Consider the following 23,001-nt stretch of genomic DNA (forward strand, 5'->3'; position numbering starts at 1 on the left):
GGCCGCGAACCTCATGGGAGGGTGAGGATCTCGGCGCCGGTCTCGGTGACCAGCAGGGTGTGCTCGAACTGCGCGGTCCACTTGCGGTCCTTGGTGACCACCGTCCAGCCGTCGTCCCAGATCTCGTAGTCCAGGCCGCCGAGGTTGATCATCGGCTCGATGGTGAACGTCATGCCCGTCTGGATGACGGTCTCGACGGCGGGCTGGTCGTAGTGGAGCACGACGAGCCCGTTGTGGAAGGTGGTGCCGATGCCGTGCCCGGTGAAGTCGCGAACGACGTTGTAGCCGAACCGGTGCGCGTACGCCTCGATGACGCGGCCGACGACCGAGAGCGCGCGGCCCGGTTTGACGGCGTTGATCGCCCGCATCGTCGCCTCGCGGGTCCGCTCGACCAGCAGCCGGTGCTCCTCGGAGACGTCACCGGCGAGAAAGGTCGCGTTGGTGTCGCCGTGCACCCCGTCGATGTAGGCGGTCACGTCGATGTTGACGATGTCGCCGTCGGCGATCAGCGTGGAGTCCGGGATGCCGTGGCAGATGACCTCGTTGAGCGACGTGCAGCACGACTTCGGGAAGCCCCGGTAGCCCAGCGTCGACGGATAGGCGCCGTGGTCGATCATGTACTCGTGGGCGATCTTGTCCAGCTCGTCGGTGCTGACCCCGGGGGCGACGGCCTTGCCCGCCTCGGCCAGAGCGCCCGCGGCGATCCGGCCGGCGACGCGCATCTTCTCGATCACCTCGGGCGTCTGCACCCACGGCTCGCTGCCCTCCTGGGCCGTCGGCCTGCCGACGTACTCCGGCCGCGGGATGCGGCCGGGCACCGCCAGCGTCGGGGACAACACTCCGGGGGAAAGGGCACTGCGAACAGGCATAGAGCCAGCTTAATCAAGCCCGCCCGCGGCAGGCGTGCCGCGCCGGGGTGAGGTCAGGCACCGCGCCTGCGCCACAGCGAGCGGCGCGGCCCGCGGATCCTGACCGAGCCGCACACCACGCGGCCGGTCAGCACGACGTGGGGCCGGCCCTCCCCCGGCGCGTCCCTGCGACGGTCGCTGGCGCTGCCGCCATAGACCGCGACGTCGTCGATCGAGGCGCTGGCGCCCTCGGGCAACCGGATCTCCACCGAGCCGAACCGCATGTCCAGCTCGACGACCACCACCGGCCCGGCAAAGCGGGCCCGGGTGAGGTCGAGTTGCACCGAACCAAGGCGGCGCACCAGCGCCAGCCGGGTGGGCACGGTCCACTCGCCGTGGCGTTTCAGCGAGCCGGCCCATCCCCGAAGTTCCACCCGGTCGGCGGCCGACGTGACGATGGCCCCCGGACCGGGCAGGTCGCCGACCAGCCCGTCCAGCTCGCCGCGGGTGCGCGCGTAGGACACCTGCGAGGAGCGCTGCTCGAACTCGTGGATGTCGATGAGCCCGAGCGCGACGGCGTTGTGCAGTCGCCGCATCGTGCCGTTGCGGTCGGCGTCGGACACGCGTAGCGCCGGCATGTCTGCGCCGGTCTGGTCCACCCTCGCAACTTACCGCCGCGGACGGCGGAAAGGCTCAGGCCAGGTATCCCGGCGGCATCGACTCGAACATGACCTTGGTCATCCGGACGGCGTATTCCGAGCTGCCGCCCCCGACGATCAGCGACGCGAACGCCAGGTCGCCGCGGTAGCCGGCGAACCAGGAGTGCGAGCCGCCGGGGAACTCGGCCTCACCGGTCTTGCCGTAGACCTCGCCGCAGCCGTTGATCTCCTTGGCCGTGCCGTTGGTGACCACCAGCCGCATCATCGGCCGCAGCGCGTCGACCATTTTCGGGGAGATCGGCGTGCCGTCGCCGTCGACCATCGTCGGCTTCCCGGCGATCAGCTGCGGCACCGGGGTCTTACCCGCGGCCACGGTCGCCGCGACCAGCGCCATCCCGAACGGGCTGGCCAGCACCTTGCCCTGGCCGAACCCGTCCTCGGTGCGCTCGGCGAGGTCGACCGTCGGCGGCACCGAGCCGGTCACCGTGGTGATGCCCTCGACCTGATAGTCGAGCCCGATCCCGTACTCCGAGGCCGCCTGGGTCAGCCCGCGCGGCGGCAACTTGCTGCTGAGCTCTGCGAACGTGGTGTTGCAGGAGCTGGCGAACGCGCGCGACATCGACACCACGCCCAGGTCGAAGCCCCCGTAGTTGGGGATGGTGCGATGCCCGATGTCGAGGTGACCCGGGCAGCCCAGCATCGTGTTGGGCGTGGCCATGTCGCGGTCGACGGCGGCGCCCGCGGTGACCATCTTGAAGGTCGACCCGGGCGGATACAGGCCGGTGGTGGCAAGCAGGCCGTCGGCGTCGGCCCCGCCGTTCTGCGCGATCGCGAGGATCTCCCCGGTCGACGGCTTGATGACGACCATCATGGCCTTTCCGCCGCGGGTGTCGACGGCGTGCTGCGCGGCGTTCTGCACCGTCCGGTCCAGCGTGATCGACACGGACGGCGCCGGCGACCCCTCGACCTCGTGCAGCACCGCGACGTCGACGCCGTTCTGGTTGACACTGACAACCCGCCAGCCCGCCTGGCCGTCGAGCTGGTCGATCACCGCCTTCTTGACCGCGGCGACGACGGCCGGCGCGAAGTGCGGGTCGGTGGGCAGCATGTCGGCCTGCGGCGTCACCACAATCCCCGGCAGCCTGCCGATCGCCGGGAACACCTTGTCGTTCTCGTCGGGGAGCAGGGTGGCCAGGTCCACCGGCTCGGTCGCCGAGCTGGCCTGCTCGGCCAGCAGCTGCGGGTCGGCGAGGGCGTTGTTGTAGGGGTGCAGGACGTCGACCAGCGCCTGCACGGTCGAGATCAGGATGGATCCGGAGCCGGCCCGGGTGGCGTCGAGCGTGTAGTGATAACGGTAACCGGGCGCGAGCACGTCGCTGCCGCCCAGTTCGTTGACCGAGGCGCGGCGCGGCGGGTCGGCCCGCAGCGCGAACGTCTGATGCTCGCCCAGCCGGGCATGCAGATCGGTGGTGGCCCACCGGACCTCCCAGTGGCCCTCGTCGCGGGCCATCCTGATCTGTCCGTCGTAGCTCCAGATCCGGTTCTTGGGCAGATGCCAGGTGAAGCGGTAGCCGATCGTGCCGGTGTCCTCGGCGTATTTGGAGTTGAGGATCTGCGCGTCGAGGTGCGTCGCCTGCAGCCCGGCCCAGGCCGCGTTGAGCGCCTCGCGGGCCTCGGCGGGATTGTCGCTGAGTTTCGCGGCCGTGGCGGTGTCGCCGGTAGACAGGGCGTGCAAGAACTTCTCCGCCGCCGGGGTGGGGCCCTCCGGCCGCGGCGTGCAGCCGGCCAGTGCGGCGGCCACGACGAGCAACGAGCCCGCGGCCGCTGAAACAGCTGATACTGGTGAGGTTTTTGTGACCATCGGTGCTGATGTTAAGAACTGCGGCCCGAAGTGGGGCGCCGACACACCGAGACGGAACCGTTACACGAATGAGTCGGACAACCGATGCGGGACCGTCAGTCCAGCAGCACCGTCGCGAAGGTGCCCAGCTCGGTGAAGCCCACCCGGGCGTATGCGGCGCGCGCGACGCTGTTGAAGCTGTTCACGTACAGGCTGGCGATGCGGCCGCTGCCGACGATCACCGCGGCCACCGTCGCGGTGCCCGCGGTCCCCAGGCCCAGGCCGCGCCACTCCGGGTGGACCCACACGCCCTGGATCTGACCGACCTTCGGGGACTGCGACCCCACTTCGGCTTTGAACACCACCTGGCCCTGCTCGAAACGCGCCCATGCGCGGCCGGCCGCGATGAGGCTGGCCACCCGGCGGCGGTAACCGCGACCGCCGTCGCCCAGCCGCGGGTCGACGCCCACCTCGCCGATGAACATGTCGACCGCGGCCACCAGGTAGGCGTCCAGCTCGTCGGGGCGCACCTGGCGCACCCCGGGGTCGATGTCGCAGGAGGGATGGCTGGACAGCGCCAGCAGAGGCTGGCGGTCACGCACGTCGCGCGCCGGGCCCCAGGCCGGTTCCAGCCGCTCCCACATCGGCATCACCAGCCCCGCCCGGCCGACCAGCGACGAGCAGCGCCGCGTGGCGCTCATCGCCTCGTCGGCGAAGGCGTTCAGGTCGGCCTGCGCGCCGCGCAGCGGGATCAGGTTGGCGCCGGCAAAGCACATCGACTCGTCGGCGCCCCGGCGGGTCCACAACTCGCCGCCGATCGAGTTGGGGTCGATGCCGTGGTCGGCCACGCGGGCCGCGACCATGCACGACCCCACCGGATCGTCGTCGAGCACCCGCCACACGGCCGCGGCGTCGCGCACCACGGCCACCCGGCGCTCGCCGACGAGGCGGAAGATGGGCGGAGCCGACATGTGACGAACTCTCTAGGGTGCTAAACGGGGTCGAAAATCGGGACGGCTCTATCAGCTTACGGTCACAATCGGCGAACCGCTCGATGTTGTTTGCGGACCGTCGCCCATTTCCGAGGCGATGCGCATGGCCTCCTCGATCAGCGTCTCGACGATCTGTGATTCCGGCACGGTCTTGATCACTTCGCCCCGAACGAAGATCTGGCCCTTGCCATTTCCCGATGCGACCCCCAGATCGGCCTCGCGGGCCTCGCCCGGGCCGTTGACGACACAGCCCATCACGGCGACCCGCAGCGGCACGTCGAGACCGTCGAGCCCGGCGGTCACCTCGTTCGCCAGTGTGTAGACGTCGACCTGCGCGCGGCCGCACGAGGGGCACGACACGATCTCGAGCGAGCGCGGCCGCAGGTTCAGCGACTCGAGGATCTGGGTGCCGACCTTGACCTCCTCGACCGGGGGCGCCGACAGCGACACCCGGATGGTGTCGCCGATGCCCCGCGACAGCAGCGCGCCGAAGGCGACGGCGGACTTGATGGTGCCCTGGAACGCGGGACCGGCCTCGGTGACCCCGAGGTGCAGCGGGTAGTCGCACTGCGCGGCCAGCAACTCGTAGGCGGCCACCATCACCACCGGGTCGTTGTGCTTGACGCTGATCTTGATGTCGGAAAAGCCGTGCTCCTCGAACAGTGAGGCCTCCCACAGCGCCGACTCCACCAGCGCCTCGGGCGTGGCCTTGCCGTACTTGGACATGATCCGCTTGTCCAGCGACCCGGCGTTGACGCCGATGCGGATGGGGATGCCGGCCTGCCCGGCGGCCTTGGCGACCTCGCCCACCCGGCCGTCGAATTCCTTGATGTTGCCGGGGTTCACCCGCACCGCGGCGCAGCCGGCGTCGATGGCGGCGAAGATGTACTTCGGCTGGAAGTGGATGTCGGCGATCACCGGGATCTGACTCTTCTTGGCGATCGTGGCCAGCGCGTCGGCGTCCTCCTGCCGCGGGCAGGCGACGCGCACGATGTCACAACCGGCCGTGGTCAATTCGGCGATCTGCTGCAGCGTCGAGTTGATGTCGTGGGTCTTGGTGGTGCACATCGACTGCACCGAGACCGGATAGTCGCTGCCCACCCCGACGTCGCGGACCATCAGCTGGCGCGTGGGCCGCCGGGGAGCGAGCGTGGGCGCCGGGGCGTCCGGCATCCCCAGGCCAATCGTCATGTGCGCCACCCCTCCTCGTCGGTTCGGTTCACATCGCCGCCGGCGCGGGTCACCTTCGCTGAATTCCTCCGGCCGATCACTGGAAGAGCCTGATCGGGTTGACCAGATCGGCGGTGACGGTCAGCAGCATGTACCCGACGACGAACACCAGCACCACGTAGGTCGCGGGCATCAGCTTGAGATAGTTCACCGGCGCGGCCGCCACCATGCCGCGCGCCGAGCGGATCACGTTGCGGACCTTCTCGAACACCGCGATGGCGATGTGACCGCCGTCGAACGGCAGCAGCGGCACCAGGTTGATGGCACCCAGGATGAGGTTCAGCTGAGCCAGGAAGAACCAGAACGCCACCCAGAGCCCGTGGTCGACGGTGTCGCCGCCGATGATGCTGGCACCGACCACGCTCATCGGGGTCTGTGGGTCGCGCTGTCCGCCGCCGATGGCATGGACCAGCGCGCCGACCTTGGTCGGGATCGCCACCAGCGACTTGCCCACCTCGACGGTCAGATCGCCGGTGAACGCCAGGGTGCCCGGCACGGCGCTCAGCACGCCGTAATGGGTGGGAGCGGGCCGCAGCGCGCCGACACCGATGGCGCCGACCGTGGCGGGCTGCGGCTGGCTGTTCTGGCCGCTGGACAGGTAGCGCTGGGTGGGCGTGACGTCGACGTAGGTGGTGATCGGGGTGCCGTCGCGCTCGACGACCACCGGCACGATGCCGTGCAGCTTGCGCACCGCGGCCGCCATGTCCTCGAACGTGTTCACCGGGGTGTCACCGACCTTGACGACGACGTCGCCGGCGCGGATCCCGGCCAGTGCCGCCGGACCCGGACCGGTGCAGTCGCCGATCTTGCCGGGGCTCACTTCCGGTGCGACACAAGCGGTTTCGCCGACGACCGCCTTGGTGGGCGGGTGCAGGTTGGGCAGCCCCCAGACCAGTGCGATGCCGTAGATCAGCACCAGGCAGATGACGAAGTTCATGCCCGGGCCCGCGAACAACACCGCGATGCGCTTCCAGGCCGCCTGCTTGTACATCGCGCGGTCCTGCTCGTCGGGCGCCAACTCCTCCACCGAGGTCATGCCGGCGATGTCGCAGAAGCCACCGAGCGGCACGGCTTTGACGCCGTACTCGGTTTCCCCGCGCCGGGTGGACCACAAGGTGGGGCCGAAGCCGACGAAATAGCGGCGCACCTTCATCCCGGTGGCGCGCGCAACCCACATGTGCCCGCACTCGTGCAGCGCCACCGATATCAGGATGGCGAGGGCGAACAGCACAATGCCGACGACGAACATCATCTGGGTGCCAAGACCTTTCTCACACCATTCCGGAGACTCGGGTGGGACTTGCGGCAAGCGCTCGGCGCGCCTGCTCCCGTGCCCAGCGCTGCGCCTCGAGTACTTCATCCACGTTAGCCGGTGAAACCGCCCATTGGTCGGCGACGTGCAGCACGTCGGCGATGGTTCTGACGATCGCGGGGAAGCCGATCCGCCCGGCCAGGAACGCCGCCGCGGCCTCCTCGTTGGCGGCGTTGTACACGGCCGTCATGCAGCCTCCGGCCTTACCGGCGTGGCGGGCCAGCTCGACCGCCGGGAAGACGGTGTGGTTCAGCGGCTCGAACTCCCAGGTGGAGGCGGTGCTGAAGTCGCACGACGCGGCCGCGCCGGGCACCCGGTGCGGCCAGCCCAGCGCCAGCGAGATCGGCAGCTTCATGTCCGGGGGGCTGGCCTGGGCGATGGTCGAGCCGTCGACGAAGGTGACCATCGAATGCACAACCGACTGCGGGTGCACGACGACCTCGATGCGGTCGTACGGGATGCCGAACAGCAGGTGCGTCTCGATGAGCTCGAGTCCTTTGTTGACCAGCGACGCCGAGTTCAGTGTGTTCATCGGGCCCATCGACCAGGTGGGGTGCGCGCCCGCCTGCTCGGGCGTGACGCCCTCGAGCGCAGCGGCCGTCCAGCCGCGGAACGGCCCGCCGGACGCGGTCAGCACCAGCTTGGCGATCTCGTCGGGCTCCCCGCCGCGCAGGCATTGGGCCAGCGCGGAGTGCTCGGAGTCGACGGGCACGATCTGACCCGGCCGCGCCGCCCGCAGCACCAGCGGACCCCCGGCGATCAGCGATTCCTTGTTGGCCAGCGCCAGCCGGGCGCCCGACTCCAGCGCGGCCAGCGTGGGCCGCAGCCCCAGCGCCCCGACCAGCGCGTTGAGGACCACGTCGGCGTCGGTCTCCTGGACCAGCCGGGTCACCGCCCCGGGCCCGGTGAAGGGGACGCCCCCGACCTGCTGTGCTGCACGCTCGTCGGCGACCGCGATGTTGGCGACGCCCGTCTCGGCGCGTTGTCGCCGCAGCAGATCCGGCTTGCCGCCGCCGGCGGCGAGCCCGACCACCTCGAAGCGGTCCGGGTGGGCCGCGATGACCTCCAGCGCCTGGGTGCCGATCGACCCGGTGCTGCCGAGCAGGACGACACGCAGCCTGCCCTCGGCCTGCCCGTCGGTCGTCGGATTGCTCACCCCCTCATTGTGCCGCCCGGCGGCGACCCGGGCCATCAACCGGCCGGTGTGCCAGAATCGGGAAGCCCCGTCCGATACGAAAGGGACTCCCCGTGGCCAGTACCGAGGTGGAACACTTCACCGGCGTCGACAACGTCGAGGTGCCGTCAGCAGCGTGGGGTTGGAGCAGGATCAATCACCGCACCTGGCACGGCCTCGGCGTGTTCATCGTCATTTTCCTGCTCGCGATGCTGCGCGGTAACCACGTCGGGCACATCGAGGACCTCTGGTTGATCGGTTTCGCCGCGGTGACGCTGTTCTTCCTCGTCCGCGACCTGTGGGGCCGTCGGCGCGGCTGGCTCCGGTAGCCGCCGCCCCCGCCCTCGCCAACCGGCGGCGAAAGCACCGGCCGCCAGGACGAACAGGCCCGCCGCCCACGGCAGCGCGCCGTATCGGTGTACCCAGCCGGCCAGCGCGCCCTGCAGGCGACCGGCCGACATGATCACCGCGTCGCGGGGATCCGCGTTCGCGGTGAACAGCCGCAACTCGTAGGCGCCGTAGTAGCCCACGTAAAGGCCGACCAGGACCAGCAGCACGCCGCCCGTCCGGTTGACGAACGGCAGGACGCGCCGCAGGCGATCGGCCAGCGCGCAGCCGGCCGTCCCCGCCGCGACGGCCAGGGCCCCCACGACCAGGGTCAGGCCCGCTACGTACGCGAGGTAGATCGCGACGCCCGTGACGACCGATCCTTTGAGGCCCGCGGCGGTGACCGCCAGGAACGGCCCGATGGTGCACGACAGCGAGGCGATGGCGTAGCTGACGCCATACGAATACATGGACCCCAGCCGCACGCCCGGCGCCCACCGCGGCCCGAGCGCGCGGGGTGTCAGCGCCGTCAACTCCCGGCCGGCCAGCAGCCAAATCCCAAGCGCGACAATCACAACGCCGATCGCCACCGTCGCGTACGGCAGGTAGCGCTCCACGGTCGAGGCCACCGAAATGGTCAGCGCGCCGAACACCCCGAACACCGTCAGAAAGCCGAGGGCCATCCCGGCGGTCGCCGCGAGCGCGCGGCCGAGCTTGCCGATGGGGCTCGTCGCGGACCGTGCGCCGAGCGTGCCGATGGGGCTCGTCGCGGACCGTGCGCCGAGCGTGCACTGGCGGCGAGATTTCGGCGATTTTTCCGCAGTGAGTGCACGCTCGGCGGGCTGCTGCCCGCGCACCACGAGGAGCAGGTAGGCGGGCAGCATGGCAAACCCGCACGGGTTCAGGGCCGCGACCAACCCGGCCGCGAAGGCCAGGCCGATCAGAGCGCGATCCATGGGTTCAGCGCAGCGCGGCCACCCGGCCGGCCAGCTCGGTCTGGGGCATGGCCGCCGTGGGGTTGTTGACGAACGTGGAGCTCCCGTCGGCCCGGTAGAACACGTACGCCGGTTGCCAGGGGACGTTGTAGCGGGCCCAGATCGAGCCGTCGGCGTCGTTGAGGTTGGTGAAGTTCAGGTTGTACTTGGCGACGAAGTTCTGCATGTCCGCGACGTCCGAATGCGCCGCGACGCCGACGAACGTGACGCCGGGATTGGCGGCTGCGACTTGGCTGACGCCGGGTGCCTCGGCGTTGCAGAACGGGCACCATGGCGTCCAGAACCACAGCACCGCCGGTTTGCCCTGCAGGCCGGCCCCGTTGAACGGCGCGCCGCCGAGCGTCGTCGCGCTGAATTGCAGGCGGTCGTCGGCGGCCTCCGAGCGCGGGGCCTCGGACAGGCCGAGGATCACGGCGGCGGCGAGCACGGCCGCCGCAATCAACCTGATCGGCGAGAACAAGCGCACCATCACGACATCCCCTCGTTTGCTGGTGTCCTGCCCTGAAGGACGGTGGCGCCGCCCCCCTGGTTCATCGCCCGCGCTCCAGCTACCCGCCTTCGGCGGCCAGCTGTCCGCAGGCACCTGCCGATTCGCCTGCGCTCCAGCTACCCGCCTTCGGCGGCCAGCTGTCCGCAGGCGGCACTGATCTCTCGCCCGCGGGTGTCCCGCACCGTGCACGACACCCCCTGCGACCGGACCCGCCGCACGAACTCGCGTTCCACCGGCTTGGGGCTGGCGTCCCACTGGCTGCCCGGGGTCGGGTTGAGCGGGATCAGGTTGACGTGCACCAGCGGCCCGAGCGCGCGGTGCAGCCGCTTGCCGAGCAGATCGGCCCGCCACGGCTGGTCGTTGACGTCCCGGATCAGCGCGTACTCGACGGACACCCGGCGCCCGGTCGCGTCGGCGTAGTAGCGGGCGGCGTCCAGCGCCTCGGCGACCTTCCAGCGGTTGTTCACCGGAACCAGGGTGTCGCGCAGTTCGTCGTCGGGCGCGTGCAACGACAGCGCGAGCGTCACGCCCAGGCGTTCGTCGGCGAGTTTGCGCATCGCCGGGGCCAGGCCGACGGTCGACACCGTCACCGAGCGGGCCGAGATGCCGAAACCCTGTGGCGGCTGGGCGGTGATGCGCCGCACCGCGGCCACCACCCGGGCGTAGTTGGCCAGCGGCTCCCCCATGCCCATGAAGACGACGTTGGACAGCCGGTCCCCGAAGTCGTCGCGCAGGGCGGCGGCGCCGGCGCGCACCTGCTCGAGGATCTCGGCGGTCGACAGGTTGCGGCTCAGCCCGCCCTGACCGGTCGCGCAGAACGGGCAGGCCATGCCGCAGCCGGCCTGCGACGAGATGCACACGGTGTTGCGCTGCGGGTAGCGCATCAGCACCGACTCGACGGTGACGCCGTCGAGGGCCCGCCACAGCGTCTTGCGCGTCTGGCCGCCGTCGCAGGCGACGTCGGAAGCCGCCGTCAGCAGCCGCGGGAAGACCGCCTCCGCGATCAGTTCGCGCACCGCCGCCGGCAGATCGGTCATCTCGCGCGGATCGGCGATCAGCCGCCCGTAATACTGGTGCGCGAGTTGCTTGGCGCGAAACGGGGGCAGGCCCAGCTCGGCGACGACGGACGCTCGCCCGGCCTCGTCGAGGTCGGCCAGGTGGCGCGGCGGCCGGCCGGGGCGCGGCTCATCGAAGATCAACTGTCGGGTCATGACCAGTCCAGTATGGGGCCGGTCAGGGCAGCAGGGTCAGCACCGTCCAGGCGGCGACCGCCGACGGCAGCACGCCGTCCAGCCGGTCCATCAGCCCGCCGTGGCCGGGCAGCAGCCTGCCCATGTCCTTGATGCCGAGGTCACGCTTGACCTGGGACTCCACCAGATCGCCCAGCGTGCAGGTGAGCACCAGCACCACGCCGAGCAGCACACCCACCCACGGCGATTTGCCCGCCAGGAAAGTCGCGGTGAGCACCGCGGCGGTGATCCCGAACACCAGCGAGCCGGCGAAGCCCTCCCAGGACTTCTTCGGGCTGATCGCCGGGACCATCGGATGCTTGCCCAGCAGCACGCCCACGGCGTAGCCGCCCACGTCGGAGGCGACCACGGTGATCATCAGGCAGAACACCCGTCCCGCGCCGTCGTGCGGATACACCAGCAGCGCGGCGAACGACGCGAACAGCGGGACCCAGGCGGCCAGGAACACCGTCGCCGAAGCGTCCCTCAGGTAGTTCGCCGACGGCGAACCGTCGAACGGCTCGGGCCGCTTGCTGTTGTCCTGCATGAACAGCCGCCAGATCATGCAGATCATGACGGTGGCCCCGAAACCGGCCAGCGCACCCGCGGCGTGGAACGGCCACGTCAGCCACACGGTGAGCTGGCCGCCGGCCAGCAACGGGACGACAGGGATGAGATAGCCGGCTTCGCGTAGCCGGCGCACCACCTCATGGCTGGCGACGAAGATGGCCGCCGCGACGAGGACCACCCAGTAGCGCGGCGCGAAGATCAGCGTCGCGATGAGGACCCCGCCGATGCTCGCGCCCACGACGATGGCCGCGGGCAGGTCGCGCCCCGCCCGGGAGGTCCTCTTCGCCGGCTGCTGCATCGTTTTCTCGGTCTGGCGCGCGGGCCTCTCGGGCGGGTCGCCTGCGCCGGTCTCGGTAGCTGCCACGGAAGTGAACGGACTTCAGGTGCTGAGCGGCCGCTAGACCTCCAGCAGCTCGCCTTCTTTGTGCTTGACCAGCTCGTCGATCTGGGTGATGTAGGCGTGCGTCGACTTGTCCAGGTCCTTCTCGGCGCGCCCGACCTCGTCCTCGCCGGCCTCGCCGTCCTTCCGGATGCGATGCAGCTCCTCCATGGCCTTGCGGCGGATGTTGCGCACCGAGACCTTGGCGTCCTCTCCCTTGCCCTTGGCCTGCTTGACGAGTTCCCGGCGGCGCTCCTCGGTGAGCTGCTGCACCGCCACGCGGATGATGGTGCCGTCGTTGGAGGGATTCACGCCGAGATCGGAGTTGCGGATCGCCGTCTCGATGGCGCCGAGCTGGCTGGCCTCGTAAGGCTTGATCACCACAAGCCGCGCCTCGGGGACGTTGATGCTCGCCAGCTGCGTGATCGGGGTGGTGGCGCCGTAGTAATCGATCGCGATGCGGGAGAACATGCCGGGATTGGCGCGACCGGTGCGAATCGTCGACAGGTCGTCACGGGCGACGCCCACGGCCTTCTCCATCTTCTCTTCTGCATCGAAGAGCGCCTCGTCAATCATTGCGCCGCTCCTTGTCATCGCCGCGTTCCCGGCCGGCGGGTGGTGCCCCCACTGCATCGTCGCAAGCGCGGATCATTGTCTTCCCCTCAGGTGGTGACCAGAGTCCCGATCTTCTCACCGGCGACCGCACGGGCGATATTGCCATTGGTCAGCAGGTTGAAAACCAGGATCGGCATGCCATTGTCCATGCACAGGCTGAACGCGGTGGCATCGGCCACGCGCAGGCCACGGTCGATGACCTCCCGATGGGTGATGGCGGTGATCAGCTCCGCCTCGGGGTTGATCCGCGGGTCGGCGGAGAACACCCCGTCGACCGCCTTAGCCATCAGGACCACCTCCGCGCCGATCTCCAGCGCCCGCTGGGCGGCCGTGGTGTCGGTGGAGAAGTACGGCAGGCCCATGCCGGCCCCGAAGATGACGACCCGGCCCTTCTCCAGGTGCCGGACCGCGCGCAGCGGTAGATAGGGCTCGGCAACCTGGCCCATCGTGATGGCAGTCTGGACCCGGGTGACGATCCCCTCCTTCTCCAGGAAGTCCTGCAGTGCCAGGCTGTTCATCACGGTGCCGAGCATGCCCATGTAATCCGAGCGGGTGCGCTCCATCCCGCGCTGCTGAAGTTGGGCGCCCCGGAAGAAGTTGCCGCCGCCGATCACGACGGCGACTTGGACGCCACCGCGAACCACCTCCGCGATCTGGCGGGCGACTTGCGCGACGACGTCGGGGTCCAGCCCCACCTGACCGCCGCCGAACATCTCGCCGCCGAGCTTCAGCAGCACCCTCGAGTATTGGTAAAGGTTCGTCGGCCGGCCGTTGCTGGCGTCCACCGGCTCCGGGTTCGGAGTTGCCGGGCCGGCGATATCGGACTCCGTCATCAGACTCCTCGCATGAGAGCGCCATCCCGGGGTGAACCCCTCCGGAACGGCCCTTCACATCCTGCCTCATCGCAGCACACGGTGGGGTCGGCGGGGTGCTTTATCTGCACATCGCATGTTTGAGGGGACGGCGTCGGGGGGAATCCGCTGCTTCGCGGCGGGACATCCCGAGGCCTTGAGAAGAAGGGCCTGCGTGTCGCCGCGTGACCGGCCCGATCGCTGTTGGATCGGGATTGAGCACCTATGTGCTGAACGCCAACTAGGAGGATATCCATGGCGGACAACAACTCTGGACCTGCCGAAGCCGTCAAGGGCGTCGTCGAGGACGCCAAGGGCAAAGTGAAGGAAGCCGTCGGCGCAGTCGCCGGCCGCGACGACCTGACCCGCGAGGGCCAGGCGCAGCAGGACAAGGCGGAGGCCCAGCGCGACGCTGCCAAGAAGGAGGCCGAGGCCGAGGCGGCCCGCGCCGGCGCCGAAGCTGCCGAGGAGCGCCAGAAGTCCAACCAATAGCTTGGTGGTAAAGATGGGTCCGGTCTGTGCACAACAGACCGGACCCGTCGACTTTTTCCGGGCCTAGGCCCGTACTCGCGGCCCGGGTCGGGCCCGTCGACGGTTGTGCATGGCACCGAATTTGCATAGTTTCCTCTGATTCGGGTATTCGCCGCTTCGCTGGCAGACATCTCCCCGTGGGGTGCCTACGGGCCGGGGGGGCGATAGCGAAACCTGACCAGGGTTGGAGATGTCGTTGGACGTGCTACTCCTCACCGACGAGGACGATTTCGGATCCGCGCTGCCCGCGCTCGACTCGGTTGCGCAGACGGTGCGGCGCGCCGCGCTTTCCGGCCCCGACGACACCAGCGGCGGCGCCCCGCATGCCGTCGACGTCGCGATCATCGATGCCCGCACGAATCTCGTTGCGGCACGCGCGGTTTGCCGCCGCCTGACCGCCGGGTCTCCGGCCCTCGCCGTCGTCGCCGTGGTCGCGCCGGCCGATTTCTCCGCCGTGGACGTCGACTGGAATTTCGACGACGTGATGTTGCCCGCCGCGGGACGAGACGAACTGCAGGCACGGCTGAGGCTGGCGATCAGCCGGCGCCGCAGTGTCGTCAACGGCGTGCTGAAGTTCGGCGACCTGATGCTTCACCCGGCCAGCTTCACCGCAACGCTCGGCGGCCACGAATTGCACCTCACCCTCACCGAATTCAAGCTGTTGAGTTTCCTCGTGCAGAATGCCGGCCGGGCGTTCAGCCGCACCCGGCTGATGCACGAGGCGTGGGGATACGACTGCACCGGCCGGGTCCGCACGGTCGACGTCCACGTCCGGCGCCTGCGCGCCAAGCTCGGCGCCGAACACGGCGCCATAGTCGAGACCGTCCGGGGTGTGGGCTACATGGTTTCGACGCCGCCCCAGCCGGAATGGGTCCTCGAGGAGTCGGCGCCGACGCCGTTGTGGACGTCGGTTCCGACGCTCGCGTCGGAATCCGTGACGCTCGAGCCGCATTGAGTTGATAGGTCAGCCGAACAGCGGGAACGCGCGCTTGCGGGCCAGTGCGTCCATTCCTTCCTGGATGGCGTCCTGCACCTCGTGATATTTGCTGTCGACGTAGCGGTCGTCGTCGGCGCGCTCGGGATCGTGGTCGAGTTCGACAGCCGGCATGAAACGTGTCCTGATCTTCGCGGGCAGCGGCAGCTGCGGCAGCGCCGCCGGCGCGATGCCCCAGGGCAGCGAGATCGCCAGCGGAAAGACCTTGAGCCGCAGCAGGCGGTCGAGGCGCAGCATCCTCGACAACCGGTCACCGCGCATCAGCACCGGCATGGCGTCGGCCCCACCGACCGTCGCGATCGGCACAATCGGGACTCCGGCCCGGATCGCCATCTTCACGAAGCCGCTTCGGCCGGCGAGGTCGGCATGGTCGCGTTCGGTCCACGGACGCAACGAGTCCACCTCGCCGCCGGGCCACAGCGCCACGTCGCGCCCCTCGGCGAGCGCCGTGGCGATCGCGTCCGGCGCCGCGGGCAGAACCCCCATGGAGCGGAAGTAGTGGCCGAACACCGGAATTGCCATCAGCGCGTCGTGGGCCGTTCCGTGCAGGGGCCGGTCCTGGCCGAAGCGGCGCCACCACTGCAGGCCGACGGTCCAGGCGTCCCAGACGAAGGGGGCTCCGGAATGGATTCCCACGAGAAGCACCGGCGCGGCGGGAATGTTTTCCCACCCGTCGATTTCCATCCGGAACCAGTAGTCGACGAGGAAATTCCACAGATATTTCTGGCGCTGCAGGGTGGTCTCGTCCTGTCCGCGCAGATCCCACTCCCCTGCCCGTTCGGCGACCCAACCGCCCAAGCCGCCCTCGAGTTCGCTGCGCCGCTTTTCCATCTTGGCCCGGGCCGCTCGAGCATGTTGTTGCGCCTGCGCCCGGACATCTGCCGGCCTGTGATCGGGATTACTCATTTGTGCGGTGTACCCGATTCGGGCGCGCAAAATTCCTTCTCAATGCGAACTCCCCGGGCCATGTCGAGTGGCCCGGGGAGCTCGGTGGGAAACGGATCAGGCGTGCGCCGCCGGGCTGGGCGGGGTGCCCGGAGCCGGGCTTGCGCTCGGCGCGCCGGGCGCGGGGTTGCCCGGCACGTTCGACGTCCACATCAGGATGTCCTGGTTTCCGTCGTTGTACACGACCCCGTTCGGGGGCGCGCCGGTCACGTCGAAGTAGAGCTTCCCGGTGGACTCGCTGCCCTGCGGGATGGGCGCCGGGTTGAGGCCGCCCGGGGCCTGCGCGTTGTCGATCACCCGGTAGTTCTGGCCGTTGGGGCCACGGGCGATGAAGTCGTTGACCATGGGCGTCACCACCCCACCGTCCGACTTCGCGGTGACGTCGGCCTGGTACAGGGTGCCCTTGGGCGTGTAGCCGGGAATGGCGACGCTGCTCGGTTGCAGGTTGCTGACGGTGTAGTTGGTGACCAAAGGCCCGTCCACGAGTTGCTCGCTGGTCCCGAAGCCCTGGATGTTCGGCGGCGCGGCGTTAGCCGTCGCCACGCCGAGAATGGCTGCCGCTCCAATTCCCCCGGCGGCAATTGCTGTCTTCACAGCGGTCCTGATGAACATCATCTGTTTCCTTTCGTGACACATAATCGCCCCCCTGAAGGGCGGTACCGCGTATTCCGCTGATATCCCGTCGACGCCGGCATTAAACATTCACACTCCCGCAAATGTCGGCAATTACGTGCTCGGCGGCCATTTTGCATTCGTTTATGCGGCAGCGGTTTACGGGGGCCACACCTTTAACTTCTTTATCAAAAGGGCCTTATTGCCCCAGCGGTCACAGCAATCGCCGGCCGGCCGGCGGCGTCGTCAGCGCCGCCAATTCGTAGCCGCCAAAGCCGGTTGATCATCGGTCGCGGGCCGGGCTTTTGGGGCCGCGTCTCGGCATGTTGACCATGCTTTTCTCGGCCACTGCAGGTCGCGCGGCTGCAAGCGCTTTCAGCGACCCCGAACCCGGCGGTTGTGCTTCTTGATCGCATCGATCAGTTCCGACTTATTCATCGTCGAGCGGCCTCGGACGTCGAGCCGGCGCGCGACGTCGAGGAGGTGCTTTTTGCTCGCGTTGGCGTTGACACCCTCCGCCGATTCTCCGGACGCGTTGGGGCCACCGCTGCGGGCGCGCTCGTCGGACGGCCCCTTGTGCTCCTTGGGCTCCCAGTGATCGCCGACCTTTTCGAAACTGTGCTTCAGGGCGGAATACGCGACCCGATGCGCGCGCTCCTCGCTGCCGTATTCGTCGGCGGCCGAATCGTGCGTTTTGGCGAACGTGCGCTGCGCTTTTTCGTTGGAACGCTGCAGCGTGCTGGGCAACTCGCCCTTCTTCGGCTTGCCGCCCTTGGTCGTCTTGGGCATCAGACCTCCTCGTTGGCCACCCGCGGTGAGGTGGCTGTCGAGTACCCCGCTGGGTGACGGGCAATCGCCCGTGGCGTGCACCGGCGTGCCGGTGGCCACAGAGAAGTTCCTGTATGTCAAGATGATTGACATGGTTCAGGCAGAAGACGCCCCACTTGGCTACCTGCTCTACAGGGTCGGGGCCGTTCTGCGCCCGGAGGTTGCCGCGGTGCTGGGTCCGCTCGGACTGACCCTTCCCGAATTCGTCTGCCTGCGCCTCATTTCGATGTCTCCGGGAGTGTCGAGCGCCGAATTGTCCAGGCACAGCAATGTCACACCGCAGGCCATGAACACGGTGCTGCGCAAGCTGGAAGACGTTGGGGCGGTGGAACGTCCGACGTCGGTGTCGTCGGGGCGGGCGCTGCCCGCGACGCTGACCGTCGCGGGTCGTGCTCTGCTCAAGCGCGCGGAAGGCGCGGTGCGCGAAGCCGACGCCCGAATCTTGGGCAAGCTCACGGCAGCACAGCAGCGCGAGTTCAAGAGGATGCTCGACAAGCTGGGGTCGGACGCGGCGACCGCGAGCGCGGCCAAGCCGGGCGAAGCGGGTCGCCGCCCCCAGCCCTAGCGGCGACCGCGAGCGCGGCCAAGCCGGGCGAAGCGGGTCGCCGCCCCAAGCCGGGCGAAGCGGGTCGCCGCCGTCAGGACATCTCGCGGGCTTGGATCCGGGCCCACGGCGCGGCCTCTTCGAGCTCGTAGGCGAGCTCCAGCAGCAACGCCTCCTGCCCCATGTCGGCCGACAGCATCATGCCGACGGGCAACCCGTCGGCGGATTGCGCCAGGGGCAACGAGATCGCCGGCTCGCCGGTGACGTTGTGCAGCGGCGTGAACGCGACCCAGTCGATCAACCTGGTGATCACCTGCTGGTAATCGATGGGAGCCAGGTGTCCGATGCGGGGCGTCTCGTCGGCGAGGGTGGGGGTGAGCACCGCGTCGTAGGTGCGGAAGAACCGCGCGGTGTGCCGCCGCAGCGCGCGCAGGCGCATGATCGCCCGCGGCAACCGGTGCACGTTGCGGGTGGTGTGCCGGTCCAGGCCCAGCGTGAGGCTGTCCAACCGGGCGCGATCGAAGGTGTCCCCGAAGATCCGCCGCCCGCCGCGGACCTGGGCGAACGCCAGGAACCCCCAGTACAGCACGAAGTCCTCGACGAAGCTGGCCGGCACCGGGGGCTCGTCGACGTGTTCCACCCGGTGGCCCAGTTCCTCGAGCCGGCCCGCCGACTTCAGGGTCAGCTCGCGAATCTGGGGGCTGCACTCCCGCTGCACGGATCGGGTCAGGACGGCGATCCGCAGCCGTTGCCGGCCCGGGCCGGTGACGTCGCCGACCGGCGCCAATTTCGGGTTGCGCCAGGCCCGCTCGGCCTCTCGGTAGAACGCCGCGGTGTCGCGCACCGACCGGCTGAGCACGCCGTTGGCGACGATGCCCACCGGCATGCGGCGCAGCGTCGCGTCCAGCGGCAACCGCCCCCGGGAGGGCTTGAGCCCGACCAGACCGTTGCAGGCGGCCGGAATCCGGATCGAGCCGCCACCGTCGTTGGCGTGCGCGATCGGCACCACGCCGGCGGCCACGAACGCGCCCGATCCCGACGACGACGCGCCCGCCGTGTAGTCGGTGTCCCACGGGTTGCGGACCGGCCCCAGCCGGGGGTGCTCCGCGGACGCGCTGAACCCGAACTCCGAGAGTTGCGTCTTGCCCAGGGATATCAGCCCGGTGCCGAGGAAAAGCCGGGTGAACACGCTGTCCGCGGGCGCATGAAACGGCGTCCACGCGTCGGTGCCGTGCATGCTCGGCTGGCCCGCCACGTCGACGTTGTCCTTGACGAAGGTGGGGACGCCGGCGAAGAAGCCGGCGTTCCCGGCTCCTTCCGCATCGGTGCGGGCCTGCTGGAACGCCGCGTACGCCAGGCCGTTCAGGTCCGGGTCGACGGCCTCGGTGCGCGCGATGGCGGCCTCGACCACCTCGGTCCGGGCGACCCGCCCGGACCGGATGGCGTCGGCCAGGCCCACCGCGTCCAGCTCACCGAGAGCGTCGTCGCTGTACGCGTGCACGTGTCGCATAGCGAAGACGGTAGCCCGCCCGCGGCGCTCCGGTTAAGCCTGGCCCACCTCGAAGCGAACGAACCGGGTCACCGTGACGCCCGCCTCGTCGAGCAGGGCCTTGACCGTCTTTTTGTTGTCGGACACCGACGGCTGCTCGAGCAGCACCGCGTCCTTGAAGAAGCCGTTCAGCCGCCCCTCGACGATCTTGGGCAGCGCCTGCTCCGGCTTGCCCTCCGCCTTGGCGGTCTCCTCGGCGATGCGCCGCTCGCTGGCCACGACGTCCTCGGGGACGTCGTCACGGGACAGGTAGCGGGCCTTGAGCGCGGCGATCTGCAGCGCGACGGCGTGCGCGGCGGCTCTGCTCGTGTCCGGGTCAGAGCCCGTGAACTCGACCAGCACACCCACCGCGGGCGGCAGGTCGGCCGCGCGCTTGTGCAGGTAGGCCTCGACGTTGCCGTCGAAGAACGTCGCGCGGCGCAGCTCGAGCTTCTCGCCGATCTTGGCCGAGAGGTCGGCGATGGCCTGCTCGACGGTCTTGGTCGCCGAATCTTTGGAGATGGGGGAAGCTTTGAGCGCCTCGACGTCGGTGGCCTTGGCGTCCAGCGCGGCGTCGACGATCTGGTCGGCCAACGCCTGGAATTCGGCGTTCTTGGCGACGAAGTCGGTCTCGCTGTTCAGCTCGACGAGCGCGCCGCCCTTGGCCGCGACCAGGCCCTCGGCCGTGGCCCGCTCAGCGCGCTTGCCGACGTCCTTGGCGCCCTTGATCCGGAGCGCCTCGACCGCCTTGTCGAAGTCGCCGTTGCTTTCGGTCAGCGCGTTCTTGCAGTCGAGCATGCCGGCGCCGGTGAGTTCCCGAAGTCGCTTGACGTCGGCAGCGGTGAAATTCGCCAATGCTCAGCCTTCCTATGAGGGGTCGGTGGTTGATTCTGCTGCGACCGTGGCCGCTTGTTCTGCCGGGACCGCCGATGGGGTCGCGGAAGCCAGCAGCTCCTGCTCCCATTCGGCGAGCGGCTCGGCGGCCAGCGGATCCCCGGCCTCGGGCTTGCCGTCGCCGCGGCCCACCCCGGCCCGGGCCTGCAGACCCTCGGCGACCGCGGAGGCGATGACCTTCGTCAGCAGCGCGGCCGAGCGGATCGCGTCGTCGTTGCCCGGGATCGGGTAGTCGACCTCGTCGGGGTCGCAGTTGGTGTCCAGGATGGCGATGACCGGGATACCGAGCTTGCGGGCCTCGCCGACGGCGATGTGCTCCTTGTTGGTGTCGACGACCCAGACGGCCGAGGGCACCTTGTTCATGTCGCGGATACCGCCGAGGCTGCGCTCCAGCTTGTTCTTCTCGCGGGTCAGGCCGAGGATCTCCTTCTTGGTGCGGCCCTCGAAGCCGCCGGTCTGCTCCATCGCCTCGAGCTCCTTGAGGCGCTGCAGCCGCTTGTGGACCGTGGAGAAGTTGGTGAGCATGCCGCCCAGCCAGCGCTGGTTGACGTACGGCATGCCGACGCGGGTCGCCTCCGCCGCGACGGACTCCTGCGCCTGCTTCTTGGTGCCGACGAACAACACCGTGCCGCCGTGGGCGACGGTTTCCTTGACGAACTCGTACGCCTTGTCGATGAAGGTCAGCGTCTGCTGGAGGTCGATGATGTAGATGCCGTTGCGGTCGGTGAAGATGAACCGCTTCATCTTGGGATTCCAGCGACGGGTCTGGTGCCCGAAGTGGGTGCCGCTGTCGAGCAGCTGCTTCATGGTGACTACGGCCATGGTTGTGCCTTACGTGTGTCGGTTGTCGCCCCGCGTCGGGTGAAGCCGGGCCCTGGCGCCTGCTGCGATGCCGGACCCGGCCAGAAATATCCTGGTCGGGACCGCCCGGCATGCGGTGCGAGCTCCGAAGAAGCGGGAGACGCGGTACAGGCGCGCGAAGTCAGCCCGCAAGCGAGCTGCGACCAGCAGTTTACACCGACTCAGCAGGTGCTTTTGTCCACAGATCCGGCTCGGGTGGCTGGCGCGGGCCCGCGCGCCGCGGTGAAATCGCCGTCATGCGGTGGGCGGCGCTGATCCTGGGCGCGGGGCTGGTCGGCGCCGGGGCCGCCGCGGCCGACCCCGTGCGGCTGGCGTGGCCGCTGCGGCCGGCACCGGCGGTGGTGCGCGGATTCGGCGCCCCGTCGCCCGACTGGCATGCCGGGCACCGGGGCGTGGACCTGGCCGGGTCGCCCGGTCAGCCCGTGTACGCGTCGGCCGCAGCGACCGTGGTTTTCGCCGGGGTGCTGGCCGGGCGACCGGTGGTGTCGCTCGCCCACCCGGGCGGCTTGCACACCAGCTACGAGCCGGTCCGCGCGGCGGTCCGGGCCGGCCAGGCGGTGACGGCCGGCACCGTGATCGGCGAGCTCGCGGCGGGCCACGCCGGCTGCGGCGCGAAGGCCTGCTTGCATTGGGGCGCGATGTGGGGCCCGGCGTCGGGCGCCCATTACGTCGACCCGCTGGGGTTGCTGGCCTCGACCCCGATCCGGCTCAAGCCGCTGAACCCGTGAGCCATCGGGTGGGCGGCCTGGGCGTCGGGTGTGCAGCCGTGGCGGCCGTCGTCGGCGTGTCGCCACCGTGGTCGCACACTGGCCGCCATGGATGCACGCTCGACGGGCATCGGCGAACGAGCCCGTCAAGCCCGCGGGTGCGCCTGATCGTGCACCGCGCGCAACCGCGAGACCGCCACGTGGGTGTAGAGCTGGGTGGTCGCCAGGCTGGAATGGCCGAGCAGTTCCTGGACGACGCGCAGGTCGGCGCCGCCTTCGAGCAGGTGGGTGGCGGCGCTGTGGCGCAACCCGTGCGGGCCGATGTCGGGCGCCCCGTCCACCGCGGCGACGGTCTGATGCACCACGGTGCGGGCCTGACGCACGTCGAGCCGCCGTCCGCGAACGCCCAGCAGCAGCGCCGGTCCGGACTCCGCGGTCGCCAGGGCGGGACGCCCGTCGGCCAGCCAGACCTGCAGCGCGTCGGCGGCCGGCATCCCGAACGGCACGGTGCGCTGCTTGTTGCCCTTGCCGAGCACGCGCACCAGCCGATACCGGGCATCGACGTCGTCGATGTCGAGGCCGCACAACTCGCTCACGCGGATTCCGGTGGCGTACAACATCTCCACGATCAACCGGTCCCGCAGGGCCAGCGGATCGCCCTGCTGGGCGCCGGAGTGCGCCGCCGCCAGGGCGTCGAGGGCCTGGTCCTGCCGCAGCACCGCGGGCAGGGTGCGGTGCGCCTTGGGCACCTGCAGCCGCACGGCCGGATCGGTGGCGAGCAGCCCGCGCCGCACGGCCCAGGCGGTGAACGCCTTGACCGCCGACGTGCGACGGGCCAGCGTGGTGCGGGCCGCGCCGGCGCCGGCGGCCGTGGCCAGCCAGGACCGCAGCAGGGGCAGGCTCAGCCGGTCGAGGTCGGCGCCGCGCCGGGCGAGGTAGTCGAACAGCGAGCGCAGATCGCCCAGGTAGGCCCGCCGGGTGTGCGCCGAACGGCCGCACTGCAGATCCAGGTACTCGTCGAAGTCCTCGAGGATGGCCTGCATGCC

At 69.8% G+C, this 23,001-nt stretch carries 24 protein-coding genes and 1 pseudogene; 5 read left to right on the top strand and 20 right to left on the bottom strand.

The features are described from left to right. Window positions 1–11: 11 nt before the first annotated feature. The 7 genes from map to dxr all read right to left on the bottom strand — a co-directional run bounded on the left by map (window position 12) and on the right by dxr (window position 8,073). Window positions 12–869, bottom strand: coding sequence for a type I methionyl aminopeptidase (gene map / locus G6N48_RS11300; RefSeq protein WP_085269209.1), 858 nt, complete (start codon window positions 867–869; stop codon window positions 12–14). 53 nt (window positions 870–922) lie between these two features. Beyond that, the gene (locus G6N48_RS11305) at window positions 923–1,507 is read right to left on the bottom strand and encodes a DUF1707 SHOCT-like domain-containing protein (protein ID WP_139825769.1); all 585 of its coding nucleotides are present in this window, start codon (window positions 1,505–1,507) and stop codon (window positions 923–925) included. A 34-nt stretch (window positions 1,508–1,541) separates the two neighbouring features. Beyond that, window positions 1,542–3,368, bottom strand: a complete 1,827-nt coding sequence (locus G6N48_RS11310; RefSeq protein WP_085269208.1) for a penicillin-binding transpeptidase domain-containing protein — start codon at window positions 3,366–3,368, stop codon at window positions 1,542–1,544. A gap of 95 nt (window positions 3,369–3,463) precedes the next feature. Beyond that, window positions 3,464–4,318: a GNAT family N-acetyltransferase gene (locus G6N48_RS11315; protein ID WP_085269207.1), complete on the bottom strand. Its 855-nt coding sequence runs from the start codon at window positions 4,316–4,318 to the stop codon at window positions 3,464–3,466. Window positions 4,319–4,369: 51 nt separating this feature from the next. Further along, a complete protein-coding gene (gene ispG, locus G6N48_RS11320) occupies window positions 4,370–5,530 on the bottom strand; it encodes a flavodoxin-dependent (E)-4-hydroxy-3-methylbut-2-enyl-diphosphate synthase (protein WP_085269206.1) in 1,161 nt (386 codons plus the stop codon). A gap of 76 nt (window positions 5,531–5,606) precedes the next feature. After that, the gene (locus G6N48_RS11325) at window positions 5,607–6,821 is read right to left on the bottom strand and encodes a M50 family metallopeptidase (protein ID WP_085269205.1); all 1,215 of its coding nucleotides are present in this window, start codon (window positions 6,819–6,821) and stop codon (window positions 5,607–5,609) included. Window positions 6,822–6,840: 19 nt separating this feature from the next. Next, window positions 6,841–8,073: a 1-deoxy-D-xylulose-5-phosphate reductoisomerase gene (gene dxr / locus G6N48_RS11330; protein WP_085269204.1), complete on the bottom strand. Its 1,233-nt coding sequence runs from the start codon at window positions 8,071–8,073 to the stop codon at window positions 6,841–6,843. Between the two features lie 56 nt (window positions 8,074–8,129). Between dxr and G6N48_RS28210 the strand changes: the two genes are divergently transcribed. Further along, entirely contained in the window at window positions 8,130–8,384 is a 255-nt protein-coding gene (locus tag G6N48_RS28210; protein ID WP_085269203.1) for a DUF2631 domain-containing protein, read from the top strand. On the opposite strand, the pseudogene G6N48_RS11340 reads toward G6N48_RS28210, so the two are convergent. The 6 genes and pseudogenes from G6N48_RS11340 to pyrH form a co-directional block, all read right to left on the bottom strand. After that, window positions 8,385–9,338, bottom strand: a pseudogene (locus G6N48_RS11340) (cytochrome c biogenesis CcdA family protein); the annotation flags it as partial. A 4-nt stretch (window positions 9,339–9,342) separates the two neighbouring features. After that, window positions 9,343–9,846: a protein disulfide oxidoreductase gene (locus G6N48_RS11345; RefSeq protein WP_085269202.1), complete on the bottom strand. Its 504-nt coding sequence runs from the start codon at window positions 9,844–9,846 to the stop codon at window positions 9,343–9,345. Between the two features lie 137 nt (window positions 9,847–9,983). Beyond that, entirely contained in the window at window positions 9,984–11,078 is a 1,095-nt protein-coding gene (gene rlmN, locus G6N48_RS11350; protein WP_085269201.1) for a 23S rRNA (adenine(2503)-C(2))-methyltransferase RlmN, read from the bottom strand. Between the two features lie 22 nt (window positions 11,079–11,100). After that, window positions 11,101–11,964, bottom strand: a complete 864-nt coding sequence (locus tag G6N48_RS11355) for a phosphatidate cytidylyltransferase (protein WP_085269200.1) — start codon at window positions 11,962–11,964, stop codon at window positions 11,101–11,103. A gap of 99 nt (window positions 11,965–12,063) precedes the next feature. Continuing rightward, window positions 12,064–12,621, bottom strand: coding sequence for a ribosome recycling factor (gene frr / locus G6N48_RS11360; RefSeq protein ID WP_085269199.1), 558 nt, complete (start codon window positions 12,619–12,621; stop codon window positions 12,064–12,066). A gap of 86 nt (window positions 12,622–12,707) precedes the next feature. Next, entirely contained in the window at window positions 12,708–13,493 is a 786-nt protein-coding gene (gene pyrH / locus G6N48_RS11365) for a UMP kinase (RefSeq protein ID WP_085269198.1), read from the bottom strand. Window positions 13,494–13,766: 273 nt separating this feature from the next. Between pyrH and mbp1 the strand changes: the two genes are divergently transcribed. Then, window positions 13,767–14,003, top strand: a complete 237-nt coding sequence (gene mbp1, locus G6N48_RS11370; RefSeq protein ID WP_085269197.1) for a microaggregate-binding protein 1 — start codon at window positions 13,767–13,769, stop codon at window positions 14,001–14,003. Between the two features lie 229 nt (window positions 14,004–14,232). After that, complete coding sequence (locus G6N48_RS11375; RefSeq protein WP_085269196.1) at window positions 14,233–14,997, top strand: winged helix-turn-helix domain-containing protein; 765 nt, start codon at window positions 14,233–14,235, stop codon at window positions 14,995–14,997. Window positions 14,998–15,006: 9 nt separating this feature from the next. Here G6N48_RS11375 and G6N48_RS11380 read toward each other — a convergent pair whose 3' ends face one another. The 3 genes from G6N48_RS11380 to G6N48_RS11390 form a co-directional block, all read right to left on the bottom strand. Continuing rightward, the gene (locus G6N48_RS11380; RefSeq protein ID WP_085269195.1) at window positions 15,007–15,942 is read right to left on the bottom strand and encodes a lysophospholipid acyltransferase family protein; all 936 of its coding nucleotides are present in this window, start codon (window positions 15,940–15,942) and stop codon (window positions 15,007–15,009) included. A gap of 96 nt (window positions 15,943–16,038) precedes the next feature. Beyond that, window positions 16,039–16,596, bottom strand: coding sequence for an MPT63 family protein (locus G6N48_RS11385; RefSeq protein WP_085269194.1), 558 nt, complete (start codon window positions 16,594–16,596; stop codon window positions 16,039–16,041). 372 nt (window positions 16,597–16,968) lie between these two features. Continuing rightward, on the bottom strand, window positions 16,969–17,382 hold the full coding sequence (locus G6N48_RS11390) for a ChaB family protein (RefSeq protein ID WP_085269193.1): 414 nt from the start codon (window positions 17,380–17,382) through the stop codon (window positions 16,969–16,971). A gap of 130 nt (window positions 17,383–17,512) precedes the next feature. On the opposite strand from G6N48_RS11390, the gene G6N48_RS11395 reads away from it, so the two are divergent. Next, window positions 17,513–17,986 (top strand): MarR family winged helix-turn-helix transcriptional regulator, encoded by a 474-nt coding sequence (locus G6N48_RS11395; protein ID WP_139825767.1) that lies wholly within the window; start codon window positions 17,513–17,515, stop codon window positions 17,984–17,986. A gap of 73 nt (window positions 17,987–18,059) precedes the next feature. Here G6N48_RS11395 and G6N48_RS11400 read toward each other — a convergent pair whose 3' ends face one another. From G6N48_RS11400 to rpsB, 3 genes are read right to left on the bottom strand one after another with little or no spacing between them, the layout of a single operon-like run. Then, window positions 18,060–19,475 (bottom strand): amidase, encoded by a 1,416-nt coding sequence (locus G6N48_RS11400; RefSeq protein WP_085269192.1) that lies wholly within the window; start codon window positions 19,473–19,475, stop codon window positions 18,060–18,062. Window positions 19,476–19,508: 33 nt separating this feature from the next. Next, a complete protein-coding gene (gene tsf, locus G6N48_RS11405; RefSeq protein ID WP_085269191.1) occupies window positions 19,509–20,348 on the bottom strand; it encodes a translation elongation factor Ts in 840 nt (279 codons plus the stop codon). Window positions 20,349–20,360: 12 nt separating this feature from the next. Then, window positions 20,361–21,209 carry a 30S ribosomal protein S2 gene (rpsB, locus tag G6N48_RS11410; RefSeq protein WP_085269190.1) on the bottom strand — a complete coding sequence of 283 codons (849 nt, stop codon included), beginning with the start codon at window positions 21,207–21,209 and terminating at the stop codon, window positions 20,361–20,363. A 275-nt stretch (window positions 21,210–21,484) separates the two neighbouring features. Here rpsB and G6N48_RS11415 point away from each other — a divergent pair, with 275 nt between their 5' ends. Continuing rightward, on the top strand, window positions 21,485–21,976 hold the full coding sequence (locus G6N48_RS11415) for a M23 family metallopeptidase (RefSeq protein ID WP_085269189.1): 492 nt from the start codon (window positions 21,485–21,487) through the stop codon (window positions 21,974–21,976). 125 nt (window positions 21,977–22,101) lie between these two features. Here the strand turns inward: G6N48_RS11415 and G6N48_RS11420 are convergent, their stop codons facing one another. Beyond that, window positions 22,102–22,998, bottom strand: a complete 897-nt coding sequence (locus G6N48_RS11420; RefSeq protein ID WP_085269188.1) for a tyrosine recombinase XerC — start codon at window positions 22,996–22,998, stop codon at window positions 22,102–22,104. Between the last annotated feature and the right edge of the window lie 3 nt (window positions 22,999–23,001).

The sequence above is a fragment of the Mycobacterium parmense genome (assembly GCF_010730575.1).
GTDB classification, from domain to species: Bacteria; Actinomycetota; Actinomycetes; order Mycobacteriales; family Mycobacteriaceae; genus Mycobacterium; species Mycobacterium parmense.

Bases quoted from the DNA above. Each gene is read 5' to 3' on its own strand.
- mbp1 (WP_085269197.1), top strand. From the start codon at position 13,767: ATGGCGGACAACAACTCTGGACCTGCCGAAGCCGTCAAGGGCGTCGTC.
- rpsB (WP_085269190.1), bottom strand. From the start codon at position 21,209: ATGGCCGTAGTCACCATGAAGCAGCTGCTCGACAGCGGCACCCACTTC.
- G6N48_RS11380 (WP_085269195.1), bottom strand. From the start codon at position 15,942: ATGAGTAATCCCGATCACAGGCCGGCAGATGTCCGGGCGCAGGCGCAA.
- G6N48_RS11325 (WP_085269205.1), bottom strand. From the start codon at position 6,821: ATGATGTTCGTCGTCGGCATTGTGCTGTTCGCCCTCGCCATCCTGATA.
- map (WP_085269209.1), bottom strand. From the start codon at position 869: ATGCCTGTTCGCAGTGCCCTTTCCCCCGGAGTGTTGTCCCCGACGCTG.
- G6N48_RS11395 (WP_139825767.1), top strand. From the start codon at position 17,513: ATGGTTCAGGCAGAAGACGCCCCACTTGGCTACCTGCTCTACAGGGTC.
- pyrH (WP_085269198.1), bottom strand. From the start codon at position 13,493: ATGACGGAGTCCGATATCGCCGGCCCGGCAACTCCGAACCCGGAGCCG.
- G6N48_RS11415 (WP_085269189.1), top strand. From the start codon at position 21,485: ATGCGGTGGGCGGCGCTGATCCTGGGCGCGGGGCTGGTCGGCGCCGGG.
- G6N48_RS11355 (WP_085269200.1), bottom strand. From the start codon at position 11,964: ATGCAGCAGCCGGCGAAGAGGACCTCCCGGGCGGGGCGCGACCTGCCC.
- G6N48_RS11400 (WP_085269192.1), bottom strand. From the start codon at position 19,475: ATGCGACACGTGCACGCGTACAGCGACGACGCTCTCGGTGAGCTGGAC.
- dxr (WP_085269204.1), bottom strand. From the start codon at position 8,073: ATGGCCCGGGTCGCCGCCGGGCGGCACAATGAGGGGGTGAGCAATCCG.
- G6N48_RS11375 (WP_085269196.1), top strand. From the start codon at position 14,233: ATGTCGTTGGACGTGCTACTCCTCACCGACGAGGACGATTTCGGATCC.
- rlmN (WP_085269201.1), bottom strand. From the start codon at position 11,078: ATGACCCGACAGTTGATCTTCGATGAGCCGCGCCCCGGCCGGCCGCCG.
- G6N48_RS11420 (WP_085269188.1), bottom strand. From the start codon at position 22,998: ATGCAGGCCATCCTCGAGGACTTCGACGAGTACCTGGATCTGCAGTGC.
- G6N48_RS11345 (WP_085269202.1), bottom strand. From the start codon at position 9,846: ATGGTGCGCTTGTTCTCGCCGATCAGGTTGATTGCGGCGGCCGTGCTC.
- G6N48_RS11315 (WP_085269207.1), bottom strand. From the start codon at position 4,318: ATGTCGGCTCCGCCCATCTTCCGCCTCGTCGGCGAGCGCCGGGTGGCC.
- G6N48_RS11385 (WP_085269194.1), bottom strand. From the start codon at position 16,596: ATGATGTTCATCAGGACCGCTGTGAAGACAGCAATTGCCGCCGGGGGA.
- ispG (WP_085269206.1), bottom strand. From the start codon at position 5,530: ATGACGATTGGCCTGGGGATGCCGGACGCCCCGGCGCCCACGCTCGCT.
- G6N48_RS11390 (WP_085269193.1), bottom strand. From the start codon at position 17,382: ATGCCCAAGACGACCAAGGGCGGCAAGCCGAAGAAGGGCGAGTTGCCC.
- G6N48_RS11310 (WP_085269208.1), bottom strand. From the start codon at position 3,368: ATGGTCACAAAAACCTCACCAGTATCAGCTGTTTCAGCGGCCGCGGGC.
- frr (WP_085269199.1), bottom strand. From the start codon at position 12,621: ATGATTGACGAGGCGCTCTTCGATGCAGAAGAGAAGATGGAGAAGGCC.